Raw genomic sequence first — 14,118 nt, 5'->3', positions numbered from 1 at the left:
TACTTATTCCGATTAAAAAGGTGCGTCGTTCGTGTTGACAGCACGTTCAAAACTTGCGCCTCCTTCTTTAAAATCCGTATTCAGGGGCTCTACCGGTAAGGTGTCCTCGTTCATTTTGGAACTGAATGTTCTCGTCACGACATCCGTATTCTCAAAAGCAAAAGGCGAAGTTCTTTCCAAATCACAAAACTGAGCCAGCTCGTTCCTGAAGCGTAATTGCACCTCTCCTACGGCTCCGTTACGATGCTTGGCAATAATGATATCCGCTATCCCCTTTAAACTGTTTCCCATACTGTCCTCCAAGATTCCGTATCTTTCCGGACGATGAATGAAAAGTACCATATCCGCATCCTGTTCAATGGCTCCGGATTCGCGCAAATCCGATAACATGGGTTTTTTAGACTCTCCCGTACGTTGTTCTACCCCCCGGTTCAACTGAGACAACGCTATGACCGGAATATTCAACTCCTTGGCTATAATTTTCAACTGGCGGGAAATCATACTCACCTCCTGTTCCCGGTTACCTCGCATATCGGCTCCCGCAGTCATTAACTGCAAATAATCGATAATCAAAACCTTTATACCGTATCGCTGTTGCAAACGCCGGCATTTGGCCCTCAATTCAAATATGGAGAGCGCAGGCGTGTCGTCCACGTAAATCGGAGCATTCATCAACGCTCTTATCTTGGCATGAAGTTGCTGCCATTCGTCATCCGTCAATCGTCCGTTTCGTATTTTTTCAGATCCTAATTCCGTCTCGCTGGCAATCAAACGGTTCACTAATTGCACCGAAGACATCTCCAACGAGAACAAAGCGATGGGCTGCTTATGCATAACAGCCATGTTTCGAGCCATAGATAAAACAAATGCCGTCTTACCCATGGATGGACGGGCTGCTATAATCACGAGATCCGAAGGCTGCCAGCCGGAAGTGATTTCATCGAGAGCGGTAAAACCGGAAGGAATTCCGCTTAAACCGTCAGGACGTTTCCCGGCCAACTCGATTCCCTTGAGCGCTTCGTCGATAATGGCATTAATTGCCGTCGTCTCCTTCTTTATATTACCTTCGGCTATCTCAAAAACGGTCTTTTGGGCCATATCCACCAAATCGGCTACATCCGTGGCATCATCGTAAGCCCGATTTTGAATATCCGTACATACCCGTATCAACTCCCGCTGAATGTATTTCTGCACGATAATACGAGCGTGAAACTCGATATGTGCGGCTGAGGCGACCCGGGAAGTCAATTGAGACAAATAGTAAGGTCCCCCCACCTCCTCCAGAAGTCCGAGGCGTTTCAACTCTTCGCTAACCGTAAGTAAATCGACAGGTTCGTTATTAATAGATAAATTCTGAATAGCTTGATATATCTTCTGGTGAGACTCTTTGTAAAAACAATCCGGCTTCAAAAAATCGCTCACCATAATGAAAGCATCCTTCTCCAACATCAATGAACCCAAAATCGCTTCTTCCAGATCAATTGCCTGAGGAGGCATCTTTCCGTAATCCGATTGCAATGATTTATAATTATATTCCGATCTTTTAGCCATACTTTTTTGATTTACAAAAGATTGTCCAACAATAATATCCATATACAAAATTATCGAACAAGCATTTGTTTCCTGTTACAACATCATTCGCCGAGCTATCTCCATTTTTATTGATTCAAAGATAGTAATTATTTTAAACTCAAAACTCGTATTGTCAAAATGTACGGCCGGATTTTTAGCCGACGCTACACAGTCCGACCCTAAAAACAACCGGTAACGACTCTCCCAATCACAGGACCTCCGAATCATTGAATTACTTTCAATTCTTTTAATTTCCAGAAACAGCGAACGGTAGCCTCGACATCCGCCAACGCATTGTGAGCATCGTCAAATCCCGCGCCAAACAAAATCTGATGCAATTCGGATAACTTCGGAGATTTGAAGCCCTGCTTGCCGGGCAATTGGCAGTATGCCTTGGAAAGCTTCATCGTACAATATTTAGGCTTCAAAAATAAGGAGGTCATCATTCTGTTCCGTTCAAATTCCGCACCCACAATGCATTCGTCAAAACTAATATTATGAGCGACAAGAGCATAAGCTTCATCCATCCTGTCGGAAAATAAAGTCAAAACAGATTCTATATCCTCTCCTTCGGACATCGCTTTAGCCGTTGTTATTCCGTGTATTCGCGAAGACTCTTCCGGAATCGTAAATCCTTCCGGTTTAATGATATCATTCCGTTTTTCTATGATCCCTCCTTTATCATCACACATAACCCACGCCAATTGAACCAATCTCGGCCAATTGTCCACATCCGTCACGGGAGCGTTCCAACGCTTCGGCAAACCCGTCGTTTCCGTATCGAAAAATAAATACATAACAATATTTTAATAGCAAGCCCCTGGAATCTCCCGGAACTTGATTACTCGTTATCGAAACTTTTATTATACTGGTGCATAGCCCTATAACTCATTCCCATACTCGAAAATCCGCCATCATGATATAAATTCTGCATGGTCACTTTCCGCGTCAAATCCGAAAACAACGTAATACAATAGTCCGCACACTCATCCGCCGTGGCGTTCCCCAAAGGAGACATCCTTTCTGCAAAATCAATCAAAGAATCGAAACCTTTGATTCCGCTCCCGGCAGTCGTAACAGTCGGCGATTGGGATATCGTATTTACCCGGATTCGCTTTTCCCTTCCGTAAATATATCCAAAACTACGGGCGATGGATTCCAACATCGCTTTCGCGTCTGCCATATCGTTATACTCGAACATCGTACGCTGTGCCGCTACATAAGAAAGAGCGACCACAGACCCCCACTCGTTGATAGCATCCAATTTTTTAGCCGTTTGCAATACCTTATGAAACGAAACGGCTGAAATATCCAATGTTTTTTGTAAAAAATCGTAATCCAAATTATCGTATGATCGTTTTTTACGTACATTCAGCGACATAGCCACCGAATGCAGGATAAAATCGATTCTCCCTCCCAAATGATCCATGGCTTCCTTAAACAACCTCTCCAAATCCTCCGTATTCGTAGCATCTGCCGGGATCAACGGGATATTATTTTTAGCCGCAAAATCCTTCACCTCACCCATCCGAATGGATAATTCCGTATTGGTCAAAACGATTTGAGCTCCCTCTTCCAAACACTTTTCCGCTACTTTCCAAGCAATCGATTTATCATTCAGAACACCAAAAATAATCCCCTTTTTACCTCTCAATAAATTGTAACTCATACTTAAAAATTTAATTCTACTTTGTCAAAACTTATACAAAGGTAGTTCTCTTTTTCGGAAAGCAGGAGATAAAAAACATTTTTTAGTAAAAAGCAGTATAAAAATATCTCCTGCCGATCGGCATTTGATGGATGCTAATAGCTTCGAACAAGCAAACGGGCATTTTCCAACGCCGCTTTACTGATCTCATGCCCACTGATCATTCCGGCAATCTCCCTGATTCGTTCCTCCTCATCAAGCCATTTGATGCGGGATACCGTGTTAGCTTGCCCGTCTTCCTTGTATACCTTGAAATGATTCGTCCCGGCCGCCGCTATCTGAGGCAAATGGGAAATACTGATAACCTGCATCCGGCAAGACATTTCCCTCATCATGGAAGCCATTCTATGAGCGATCTCTCCCGATACTCCCGTATCAATTTCATCAAAGATAATGACCGGTAATTGCCTGTTCCTGCAAAGTATATATTTCAAGGATAACATGAGTCTCGATATCTCTCCTCCCGATGCGACTCTCGACAACTCTCCCGGTTCTTGATTTTTATTTGCAGCAAACTTGAACTGCACATCATCTTTTCCGGACGCGACGAAATGATCGAGAGGATTGATGGAGATCGAAAATACGGCATGCTTAATTCCTAAACCGACCAACAAGGCACGCATCTCCTCTTTCATCTTACCTTCTCCTTCCACCCGGCTTTTGTGAATCCTCCCGGCCAATTTCTCCATCTCTTTTTCCAGATCTTCTATCTTCTTTTGCAATATATCTATTTGTTCAGAAAAGGAAACTATACCTTTCAACCTAATACCGATATCCTCTTTTATCCGAATTAAATCTTCCACTCCCTCAACCCTATGTTTGTGTAATAAATCATATATTACATTCAAACGCCCCTCCACACTCTCAACACGGTCCGGGGTATATTCTATACGCTCTCCCAATCTCTCCGACTCGTCAGCCATATCTTCAAGTTCCAAAATGATCGACTGCAACCGTTCCTCGTATCCGGCAGCCTCTTTTACGACATTTCTCAAAGCCGATATATGATTTTTAACACCTTTCAACTGTTGCACGAGCGGAGTATCGGAACCCGTTAACAGGTAGCTTAACTCCAAAAAAGTGGTTTTTATATTTTCGGCATTGGCCAACACCCTCTGCTCCTCCTCCAGCTCTCGTTGCTCCCCCATTCTCAAATTGGCCGCATCCAACTGATTGAATTGAAATTTCAAATAATCTTCTTCCTTCTCCGCGGCAAGAACCCGCTCTTTTAACCGTGCCAATTCGGCAATCAATCTTTGACGCTCCCTATACCGGATTTGATAGGCAGCCAATAATTCCTGATTTCCGCAATAACTGTCCAGCACGTTTAACTGATATTCGGGCTGTCCGATAAGCAAAGACTGATGTTGCGAATGAATATCAACCAAAAAATCGCCCAACTCTTTCAACATCTTGTTGTTTACCGGTGTATCGTTGATAAAGGCACGGGATTTTCCGTCAACCGCAATCTCCCGGCGCACGATTACCTGCTCGTCATAATCCAACTCGTTCTCGGCGAACCAATTCTCAAGAGCATATCCCTTTACCTGATAAGTCACCTCGATAACACATTTCCGACTCTTATCCATGATAACGGAAGAATCCGCACGTTGCCCCAGGGTCAAACCGATCGCCCCCAACAATATCGATTTACCGGCTCCCGTCTCTCCGGTAATTACAGAGAATCCCCCCGCCATATTGATCTCCGTGCGATCGATCAACGCGTAATTATTTATCGTGATGCTACTTATCATAACAAATTCTTCATGACTTTAGTTTTTGCGAAAATAGCAATTATTTTGAACTTTCGATTTTCAATTTTGAATTTAATTCGTACTTTTGCGCTCCGATTTAATATAGTTCTTTCAACATGACGAGTAGAAGATTAATTAGAATTAAAGTATTGCAACTTCTCTACGCTTTCTCTAAAAAAGAGGGAAACACGATAGCCGAAGGTGAAAAAGATCTGTTTAAAAGTATATCTAAAAGTACGGATTTATACTATTACATTTTTCTATTAATAACAGAGATCCAACGTAAGGCTTTTTTAAAAATTGATGCGGCCAAAAACCGAAAAGCACCGACGCGAGAAGATCTGAATCCCAATACTCGATTTATTGAAAATCCGGTTATAGCTCAAATCGCCGGTAACCGGAAATTCAAGACCTATATCAACGCCAATCTGATTTCCCTGAACGATACGCCTGAAATCATAACCAAACTTTACAATCATCTGACGGAATTGGAATGCTACAAAACCTATATGGAAAAGACCGATATCAGTTATGAAGATCATAAAAAAATGGTATTGGATATGATCGTCGATCTGATCGCTCAGGATGAAGAATTTTTTGAAACGATGGAAGAAAAAAATATCTTCTGGAATGACGATTTCGACCTGGTGCTGAGTATTGTATACAAGACAATCAAAAATATGAAATCGAATTTCAAAGAAGAGGATCTGTTTTTCATCGCCCTCTACAACGAAGAAGAAGATTACGATTTCGCTAAAACACTTTTCAGAAAAACAATTTTAGACAAGGATACAAACACGGAAATCATCGATAAATTCGCTTACAATTGGGAAATAGACCGGATTTCTGATATGGATAAATTGATTATGAGCACCGCCATTACCGAATTGAAATATTTCTCTTCTATACCGGTAAAAGTAACCTTGGACGAATACATCGAGATTTCAAAATCCTATTGCTCTCCTAAAAGCAGTGGTTTCATTAACGGGGTATTAGACAAAGTTGTAGCCCTATTGAAAGAAAACAACGAAATTCAAAAGATGGGACGTGGACTTATGGAATAAAGTAAAGGGTGGTAAACCACCCTTTACATTCTAAACTAAACTAACCAAACTTTTGTAATCACTACAATAGTAAATTTACGCTATACAAGCACTTCGGTAAATTTATAAGTTGTTTTTAAAAAAAGCAAGTTTTTTTTAATATTTAAATTGCAAGTTTTCTATTTTATAGTTTTCTATATAATCCATCGCCTCTTCCACGGAAGACAAAACTTCAAAAATACGGTCGTATCCGGAAGAAATAAATCCCTCTTTTTGGATGGTATGGATAAAAAGAAAAAAATATTCATAGAAATCATTCGTATTCAAGAATACGATAGGTTTATGATGCTCTCCTAACTGTTTCAACGTAACCACCTCCGTGATCTCCTCCAGCGTTCCCCACCCTCCAGGCAATGCGATAAAAGCATCGGCCCGCTCTCTCAACAAACTTTTACGCTCTTTCATATCATCAACAACCGTTAACTCGGAAATATCCCGGGCTGCAACACCCCGATCAACAATACAGCGAGGTATAATCCCGGTAACCCTTCCCCCTCCTTTCAACGTAGCTTCGGCAACCACCCGCATCAACCCGCAAGTCGTCCCTCCGTAAACCAAATTCCATCCCCGGGCAGCGATTTGTTTCCCCAACAGAGATGCTGCACGAACGTAAGTCGGGTCGATTTGTTCTGAAGAAGCACAAAAAACACAAATATTCATACCATTCAATTTATTTTCTAAAAAAATACCGCTTAACAAGCGTCGAACCTAACAACATCCGAACCATTGAAAAGCAGTACTATTTTATTCGCTATATCAAGCGTCAATCGTCGCGTAAGTAGCGTTTTGTTCGATGAATTGCCGTCTTGGCGGAACATCATCTCCCATCAGCATGGAGAATATCCGATCCGCTTCGGCAGCATTTTCAATGGTGACCTGTCTTAACGTCCTGCCGTCCGGAGACATGGTCGTATCCCACAATTGTTCCGCCGTCATCTCTCCAAGACCTTTGTAACGTTGAATATGCAAGCTATTCTCTTTACCACCGCCCATCTCCTGTATCAATTGCAGTCTCTGTTCTTCCGTCCAGCAATAACGCTGCTCCTTCCCCTTCTTCACGGAATAAAGAGGAGGCGTTGCGATATAAAGATAACCGTTCTCGATAACCGACCTCATATAACGGAAAAAGAGAGTCATGATCAACGTGGCAATATGCGCTCCATCGACATCGGCATCGGCCATAATAATAATTTTATGATAACGTATCTTCTCAAGGTTTTCCGCCTTGCTATCCTCGGCCGTACCTATCGTGATTCCCAATGCCTGGAATATGATTTTAATTTCTTCACTCTCCCATACCCGGTGGGCCATCGCTTTCTCAACGTTCAATATTTTTCCGCGCAAAGGCAATATAGCCTGAAAACGACGATCCCGTCCTTGTTTGGCCGTACCCCCCGCCGAATCTCCTTCGACCAAAAATATCTCACAATTCTCCGCGTTATTATCGGAACAATCAGCTAATTTACCGGGAAGACCGGAACCGGAAAGCACCGTTTTACGCTGTACCAATTCTCTGGCTTTACGAGCCGCATGACGGGCTGTCGCCGCCAATATGACTTTATCCACAATAGCTCTGGCGTCTTTCGGATGCTCTTCCAAATAGTTGGCCAACACCGTACTAACCGCTTGCGCAACGGCTGTTCCGACCTCCGTATTTCCTAACTTGGTCTTCGTCTGGCCTTCGAATTGCGGTTCTGCCACCTTCACGGAGATAATTGCCGTCAATCCCTCTCTGAAGTCGTCGCCATTGATTTCAAACTTTAACTTATTCAACATACCCATATTTTCGGCGTAGGTTTTCAAAGTCTGCGTCAACCCGCGACGGAAACCGGCCAAGTGAGTTCCCCCCTCCATGGTATTGATATTATTCACGTACGAAAATATGTTCTCTTTAAACTCCGTGTTATAATGTAACGCGACTTCAATAGGTATACCGTTTTTCTCCGTAGTGATATGAATGGTTTCATCTATCAGCTTCTCCCGGTTGGCGTCCAAATATTCCACAAATTCTTTCAGTCCCTCTTCGGAATAGAAAACCTCCGATTTATATTCATTCGTATCGGGATCTATCATCCGCTTATCCGTAAGCGACAAACGAATACCTTTGTTCAAATAGGCTAATTCCCGTAAACGAGCCGCCAAGATATCGTATTTGTACTCGGTTACGTAAAATATCGTATCATCGGGTTTAAATAAAATCGTCGTCCCGGTACGATCCGTCTCTCCGACGACCTCTACATCTCCTAAAGGAGCCCCTTTGCTATACTCCTGTTTCCAAATTTTTCCTTCGCGATATACCAATGCCACCAATTTCTCCGATAAGGCATTCACACACGATACGCCAACCCCGTGCAAACCGCCGGACACTTTATAAGAACCTTTGTCGAATTTTCCCCCGGCATGCAAAACGGTCATAACGACCTCCAAGGCAGAACGATTCTCTTTATGGTGCTGCGCTGTCGGTATTCCCCGCCCGTCATCCTCGACCATGATCGAATTATCTTCGTTTATCGTGACTTCTATATTTTTACAATAACCGGCTAATGCCTCATCAATGGAGTTATCCACGACCTCATATACCAAATGGTGTAACCCCTTCGTGTTCACATCCCCTATATACATGGAAGGCCGCATTCGAACGGCTTCCAATCCTTCCAACACCTGAATACTATCCGCAGAATACTCTTTTGCTGCTGCTTGCTCTAATTCTTCACTCATTGATTTATATATTTTATTTTATTCCTGTATACAATACCAACCTCTTTCTTAAACATGCAAATATAAACATTTTTGTCCAAATAAACGAGCAGAATACAAGATATTTTTGTGGGGGAACATCACAATACAAATATTTGATAATAAATACATTACATCACATTTTATCTTCCATTGACCAGCAGATTGGCGATAAAGATCGTATCTTCAAGAACCGGTGTCAAAGAGAGGCAACCCGACACGATTCTCCCTTCTTCAACAATCAAGGGAAAATCCCTTTTCGTTTCTAAATAATAGCGATAAGCTTCACCTTGGCGAGAAAAACATTGCACTTGAAACACCCCTTCACTCTCTTCTGCCATATAATGCCTGAAAAGAGAGAGAGCCACAATCCCCATCGTGTATCTTAAATTGATTTCCACGCAAGGATGAATCCTATATTCACCCCGTTCGTCCCGATAAATCATCATATCGACCCCGAGGCAACCGATATAATTTTTACCGTATAACCTTTCTATAACCAGATTTACGGTATCCCGCAAAACCAGAAAATCTTTTTTTCCGACATAACGCGTAATTTTCTCTTCGATTTTTTCCTGTTTTCCCACGTAATTCCCCTTGTATCCGCCTTCCCCCCCCACGTAAAAATCAGACAATCCCAAAAAAGAGGAAATCCCATTGCCGTCAATCTCAAACTCCATGGCAAAATCCCATACCTTATCCCACATTTTTTCTACCATTACATATTTCTGCCTATGGAATATACCATTCATCCATTCGATCGTCTTAGAGGTCAGCTTTCCTTTCTCAAGCATAAATACTCCCCTTCCCGAAGAAGACCAAGGCGATTTTACAACGATACTCCCCTTCTCCGATAATCTTTTGACCTCCTCTACCGAATAGCATACTACCGGGACAAGCTCATCCGAAAAATCCATATAAGAGCGTAAAATGTGAAAATAATCGATCACTTTCCGGCGACTATACCACTCCTCCCGTCCCGGACCCCATTCCCCCATGACGCTCTCCGTAAACTCTTTTTTACATTGAGATTTCAACTTTTTTAATACATAATGCACTCTGGGACTCCACCCCCAAGGACGCAATTCATCGAAAAAGATCCGATCCGCTTCTTCCCAGGTAATTCCGGATTCGACCAGCCCAGGAAAAACCTCGCATTCTTTCTTAAAACAATCCGCTAAAGGACTGTTTAACAAGACGAAATCTCCTTTATCTGCCAAAAAGGCTGGCAAAAATGCCAAATCGTTCATCATCTTCATAATCTTCACGGGAGGAGTATAACTAATTCGTCCATTGGCAATTGCCATCTCGTTATCCGAATTAAAAAAGTAAAGATTTTGCATCATGTTAAAATTTTGTGAACAACAACACACCATCGTGGTATATTTTTTGTATTATCCATACAAAATTATCGACAAAATGCGGTTAAGCAAAAAAAAATTATATAACGTTATAAATATTAATCATTCTATAACATAATTAACGAAACCTTTTTTAAGAATATAAGTATACACGCTTATGTGTCGATAATCGGTTAATGACAGAAAATTTAAATGAGATGATTTTACAATTAGCATTCGTTTTAACAGCTATCATTGTCGGAGCCCGCCTTGGAGGTATCGGGCTTGGCGTCATGGGTGGTATCGGACTAGGAATTCTTACTTTCGTTTTCGGCTTACAACCGACGGCCCCTCCCATCGATGTAATGTTGATGATTGTGGCCGTAATATCCGCGGCGGCCTGTATGCAAGCTGCCGGAGGATTGGATCTTATGGTAAAAGTAGCCGAAAGATTACTCCGTAAAAATCCGGCCCACGTAACCATTTTAAGTCCCCTGGTAACTTACATTTTTACGTTCATCGCCGGAACAGGTCACGTGGCTTATTCCGTACTGCCGGTAATCGCAGAGGTCGCCACGGAAACCAAGATCCGACCCGAACGTCCTTTGGGAATTGCGGTCATAGCCTCCCAACAGGCTATCACGGCCAGCCCTATATCCGCGGCGACGGTTGCACTATTAGGATTATTGGCAGGATATGACATTTCTCTGTTCGATATTCTGAAAGTCACGATTCCCGCAACCTTGATCGGAGTATTGACAGGAGCGATCTATTCCATGCGGGTTGGAAAAGAGCTGGTGGATGATCCGGAATACCAAAAACGATTGGCCGACGGAGAATTTTCCAATAAAAAATACCAAACCCAGGATGTAAAAAATAAAAGAAACGCCAGCATATCCGTATTCGTCTTTATTATAGCTACGGTATTTATCGTACTCTTTGGCTCTTTCGACAGTTTCCGTCCCTCCTATTTGATCGACGGAGAAACCGTCATTCTCGATATGCCTTCAATCATCGAAATCCTAATGTTGACAGCAGCAGCTTTAATACTCATGTTAACGAAAACCAACGGCTTAAAAGCCGCACAGGGTTCCGTGTTCTCCGCCGGCATGCAGGCCGTTGTCGCAATTTTCGGTATCGCGTGGATGGGTGATACTTTCCTGCAAGGAAATATGACAGAACTAAAAAGCTCCATTGAAGGAATCGTTACCCAAATGCCCTGGTTATTCGGAATCGCCCTTTTCGCCATGTCTATTTTGCTTTATAGCCAGGCCGCGACGGTAAGAGCCTTTATGCCCTTAGGAATCGCTTTAGGCATATCTCCTTATATGTTAATCGCCATGTTCCCGGCCGTAAACGGCTATTTCTTCATACCTAACTATCCGACCGTCGTTGCAGCTATTAACTTCGACAGAACGGGAACAACTCATATCGGAAAATACATATTAAATCATTCATTTATGATGCCCGGTCTTATCGCCACGGTTGTCGCCGTGGGACTCGGCCTGTTATTTGTCCAAATTTTTTAATAAACATAGCTTAATCGTTTAACTAAAATTGAGAAATCATGAAAATGTTAAAAAGAATCAGTTTGGTGATAGCCTTAGCGCTATTCTCGGTTGCAACCGTATTTGCACAAAAATTACCGAACATCCACATTCTTGCCACGGGAGGTACGATCGCAGGTACAGGATCTTCCAGTACGGGAACGAATTACACGGCCGGTCAAGTTGCCATTGGCACCCTGCTTTCTGCCGTTCCTGAAATTCAGAAAATTGCCAATGTTACCGGTGAACAAATCGTAAAGATCGGTTCTCAGGATATGACAGACGACGTGTGGTTAAAATTAGCCAAAACCATTAACACTTTATTGGCCAGAAAAGATATCGACGGTATTGTGATCACTCACGGGACCGATACGATGGAAGAGACAGCCTTTTTCTTGAACCTGACCGTAAAAAGCAATAAGCCGGTAGTATTGGTCGGAGCCATGCGTCCTTCCACGGCATTAAGTGCTGACGGACCGTTGAATCTTTACAATGCCGTCGTTGTGGCCGGTGCGAAAGAATCCATGGGCAAAGGCGTATTGGTAGCCATGAACGGCATCATTTTGGGAGCTCAAAGTGTACTGAAAATGAATACCATTGACGTACAAACATTCCAGGCCCCTAATGCAGGTCCCCTCGGATACATCTACAATGGAAAAGTTTTCTATAACCAAAGTCCGTTGAAAAAACACACCACGCAATCTATTTTCGATGTAACCAACTTAAATTCTCTTCCGAAAGTAGGTATCGTTTACAGTTATTCAAATATGGAAGGCGATGTCGTAAAAATGATGGCTAATAGCGGATATAAAGGAATTATTCATGCCGGTTTAGGAAATGGCAACATCCATAAGAATGTATTCCCGGAATTGATTAACGCACGTAAAAAAGGTATACTTGTCGTTCGCTCAACCAGAGTTCCGACAGGTCCTACTACCTTAGATGCCGAAGTAGATGATAATCAATACCAATTCATTGCTTCTCAGGAATTGAATCCTCAGAAATCAAGAATTTTACTGATGCTCGCCTTAACAAAAACCAACGACTGGAAGACGATCCAAGAATATTTCAACGAATATTAATCTGATTCTTTTATAAAGATAAACACCCCGGCATACAAGCCGTAAAAAGAATGTTGCCGGGGTATAAACCAAAAGAAAACGCTATCTTATGAAAAAAATAGTATTATTAGTATTGGTAATGGGTTGCGTACAAGGACTTTTTGCCCAAAGTACATCCAACGAGAAAACGCTTTTCGAAAGGGTTTCCAAAATCGAAAAGAAAGTAGACTGGTTCCACCTTTATTTGAACATGCAAGGAACATTCAACGCCAATTTTAACTACGAAGGTGTAAACGGACTTCAACAGGCTGCTTTCAAAATGAACCAATTGCGTATCGAGGCCAAAGGCAATGTTACACCGTGGTTATCTTACCGCTGGAGACAACGTCTGAACCGGGGAAGCGGTAACGGAAGCACGAATATCGATAATATGCCGACCTCTATCGACATTGCCGGAATCGGAGTAAGACTGAACGATCAGTTTTCTTTTTTTGCCGGTAAGCAATGTACCGTTTACGGAGGTATCGAATTTGACCTCAATCCGATCGAGATCTACGAGTATTGCGATATGATCGAATACATGAGTAACTTCATGACCGGATTGAATATCGCCTTCCAGGCCAACGAAAACCACCAAATCCAGTTTCAGATTTTGGACAGCAGAAACGGTTCAGTAGAAGAGACTTACGGTGATATCAACGAAGTAGGTATCGGTAACGGCCGGGCCCCGCTCGTGTATACCTTAAACTGGAACGGTAATTTCTTCGACGGAGCCTTCAAAACCCGTTGGTCTGCCTCCATCATGAGTGAAGCTGAAAAAAAACAGATGTATTATTACGCTTTGGGTAATGAATTAACCTTGGGTGATTTCAATATGTATTTCGACTTTATGTATTCTGACGAAGATTTGGATCGTAAAGGAATCATGACCGACATTTTAGGCGGAAGAAACAACCTGGACAACCACGTGGCCTTCAATGCCAAATACATGTCGATGGTAGCCAAATTCAACTACCGCGTGGCACCGAAATGGAACGTTTTCATCAAAGGAATGTACGAAACGGCCTCCATATTCAAAGCTACGGACGGAATTGAAAAAGGTAAATATCGTACTTCTTACGGTTATTTGGCAGGTGTGGAATACTATCCGATGGAAAGCAATCTGCATTTCTTCGCTAACTTTACCGGACGTTCTTATAACTTCACACACCGCGCAGCAGGTTACAATAATTACGATACTCAACGGGTATCCGTTGGATTCATTTACCAGTTACCGATGTTCTAATATAAAAAAATC

At 42.4% G+C, this 14,118-nt stretch carries 11 protein-coding genes; 4 read left to right on the top strand and 7 right to left on the bottom strand.

Annotated elements, in window-relative coordinates:
* Positions 1-12: 12 nt before the first annotated feature.
* The 4 genes from dnaB to recN all read right to left on the bottom strand — a co-directional run bounded on the left by dnaB (position 13) and on the right by recN (position 5,034).
* On the bottom strand, positions 13-1,551 hold the full coding sequence (gene dnaB / locus PGR74_RS02075; RefSeq protein WP_041504043.1) for a replicative DNA helicase: 1,539 nt from the start codon (positions 1,549-1,551) through the stop codon (positions 13-15).
* A gap of 245 nt (positions 1,552-1,796) precedes the next feature.
* Positions 1,797-2,369: a 3'-5' exonuclease gene (locus PGR74_RS02070; protein ID WP_041503684.1), complete on the bottom strand. Its 573-nt coding sequence runs from the start codon at positions 2,367-2,369 to the stop codon at positions 1,797-1,799.
* A gap of 44 nt (positions 2,370-2,413) precedes the next feature.
* A complete protein-coding gene (locus tag PGR74_RS02065) occupies positions 2,414-3,241 on the bottom strand; it encodes an enoyl-ACP reductase FabI (protein WP_041503685.1) in 828 nt (275 codons plus the stop codon).
* Positions 3,242-3,375: 134 nt separating this feature from the next.
* Positions 3,376-5,034: a DNA repair protein RecN gene (recN, locus tag PGR74_RS02060; RefSeq protein ID WP_041503686.1), complete on the bottom strand. Its 1,659-nt coding sequence runs from the start codon at positions 5,032-5,034 to the stop codon at positions 3,376-3,378.
* 116 nt (positions 5,035-5,150) lie between these two features.
* Between recN and nusB the strand changes: the two genes are divergently transcribed.
* Entirely contained in the window at positions 5,151-6,098 is a 948-nt protein-coding gene (gene nusB, locus PGR74_RS02055) for a transcription antitermination factor NusB (RefSeq protein WP_041503687.1), read from the top strand.
* Between the two features lie 135 nt (positions 6,099-6,233).
* Here the strand turns inward: nusB and PGR74_RS02050 are convergent, their stop codons facing one another.
* The 3 genes from PGR74_RS02050 to PGR74_RS02040 all read right to left on the bottom strand — a co-directional run bounded on the left by PGR74_RS02050 (position 6,234) and on the right by PGR74_RS02040 (position 10,219).
* Positions 6,234-6,797 (bottom strand): TIGR00730 family Rossman fold protein, encoded by a 564-nt coding sequence (locus PGR74_RS02050; protein WP_041503688.1) that lies wholly within the window; start codon positions 6,795-6,797, stop codon positions 6,234-6,236.
* A 96-nt stretch (positions 6,798-6,893) separates the two neighbouring features.
* Positions 6,894-8,855, bottom strand: coding sequence for a DNA topoisomerase (ATP-hydrolyzing) subunit B (gene gyrB, locus PGR74_RS02045; protein ID WP_041503689.1), 1,962 nt, complete (start codon positions 8,853-8,855; stop codon positions 6,894-6,896).
* 161 nt (positions 8,856-9,016) lie between these two features.
* Entirely contained in the window at positions 9,017-10,219 is a 1,203-nt protein-coding gene (locus tag PGR74_RS02040; protein WP_110688391.1) for a hypothetical protein, read from the bottom strand.
* A gap of 212 nt (positions 10,220-10,431) precedes the next feature.
* Here PGR74_RS02040 and PGR74_RS02035 point away from each other — a divergent pair, with 212 nt between their 5' ends.
* The 3 genes from PGR74_RS02035 (at position 10,432) to PGR74_RS02025 (ending at position 14,106) form a co-directional block, all read left to right on the top strand.
* Positions 10,432-11,742, top strand: coding sequence for an anaerobic C4-dicarboxylate transporter family protein (locus PGR74_RS02035; protein WP_041504044.1), 1,311 nt, complete (start codon positions 10,432-10,434; stop codon positions 11,740-11,742).
* A gap of 38 nt (positions 11,743-11,780) precedes the next feature.
* The gene (gene ansB, locus PGR74_RS02030) at positions 11,781-12,842 is read left to right on the top strand and encodes an L-asparaginase 2 (protein WP_041503691.1); all 1,062 of its coding nucleotides are present in this window, start codon (positions 11,781-11,783) and stop codon (positions 12,840-12,842) included.
* An 88-nt stretch (positions 12,843-12,930) separates the two neighbouring features.
* Positions 12,931-14,106: a porin gene (locus PGR74_RS02025; protein ID WP_041503692.1), complete on the top strand. Its 1,176-nt coding sequence runs from the start codon at positions 12,931-12,933 to the stop codon at positions 14,104-14,106.
* Positions 14,107-14,118 lie beyond the last annotated feature (12 nt).

Origin of the sequence: Sanguibacteroides sp. AM78-02pH3A (assembly GCF_027666085.1) — a bacterium.
GTDB classification, from domain to species: Bacteria; Bacteroidota; Bacteroidia; order Bacteroidales; family Marinifilaceae; genus Gabonibacter; species Gabonibacter massiliensis.
Note: the sequence above shows the minus strand (reverse complement) of the source record. Positions and strands in the feature narration are given on the sequence as shown.

What these genes read in the sequence shown, in the direction of transcription:
- gyrB (WP_041503689.1), bottom strand. Translation starts at nt 8,855, where the DNA reads ATGAGTGAAGAATTAGAGCAAGCAGCAGCAAAAGAGTATTCTGCGGAT.
- PGR74_RS02040 (WP_110688391.1), bottom strand. Translation starts at nt 10,219, where the DNA reads ATGATGCAAAATCTTTACTTTTTTAATTCGGATAACGAGATGGCAATT.
- PGR74_RS02035 (WP_041504044.1), top strand. Translation starts at nt 10,432, where the DNA reads ATGATTTTACAATTAGCATTCGTTTTAACAGCTATCATTGTCGGAGCC.
- nusB (WP_041503687.1), top strand. Translation starts at nt 5,151, where the DNA reads ATGACGAGTAGAAGATTAATTAGAATTAAAGTATTGCAACTTCTCTAC.
- recN (WP_041503686.1), bottom strand. Translation starts at nt 5,034, where the DNA reads ATGATAAGTAGCATCACGATAAATAATTACGCGTTGATCGATCGCACG.
- ansB (WP_041503691.1), top strand. Translation starts at nt 11,781, where the DNA reads ATGAAAATGTTAAAAAGAATCAGTTTGGTGATAGCCTTAGCGCTATTC.
- dnaB (WP_041504043.1), bottom strand. Translation starts at nt 1,551, where the DNA reads ATGGCTAAAAGATCGGAATATAATTATAAATCATTGCAATCGGATTAC.
- PGR74_RS02025 (WP_041503692.1), top strand. Translation starts at nt 12,931, where the DNA reads ATGAAAAAAATAGTATTATTAGTATTGGTAATGGGTTGCGTACAAGGA.
- PGR74_RS02070 (WP_041503684.1), bottom strand. Translation starts at nt 2,369, where the DNA reads ATGTATTTATTTTTCGATACGGAAACGACGGGTTTGCCGAAGCGTTGG.
- PGR74_RS02065 (WP_041503685.1), bottom strand. Translation starts at nt 3,241, where the DNA reads ATGAGTTACAATTTATTGAGAGGTAAAAAGGGGATTATTTTTGGTGTT.
- PGR74_RS02050 (WP_041503688.1), bottom strand. Translation starts at nt 6,797, where the DNA reads ATGAATATTTGTGTTTTTTGTGCTTCTTCAGAACAAATCGACCCGACT.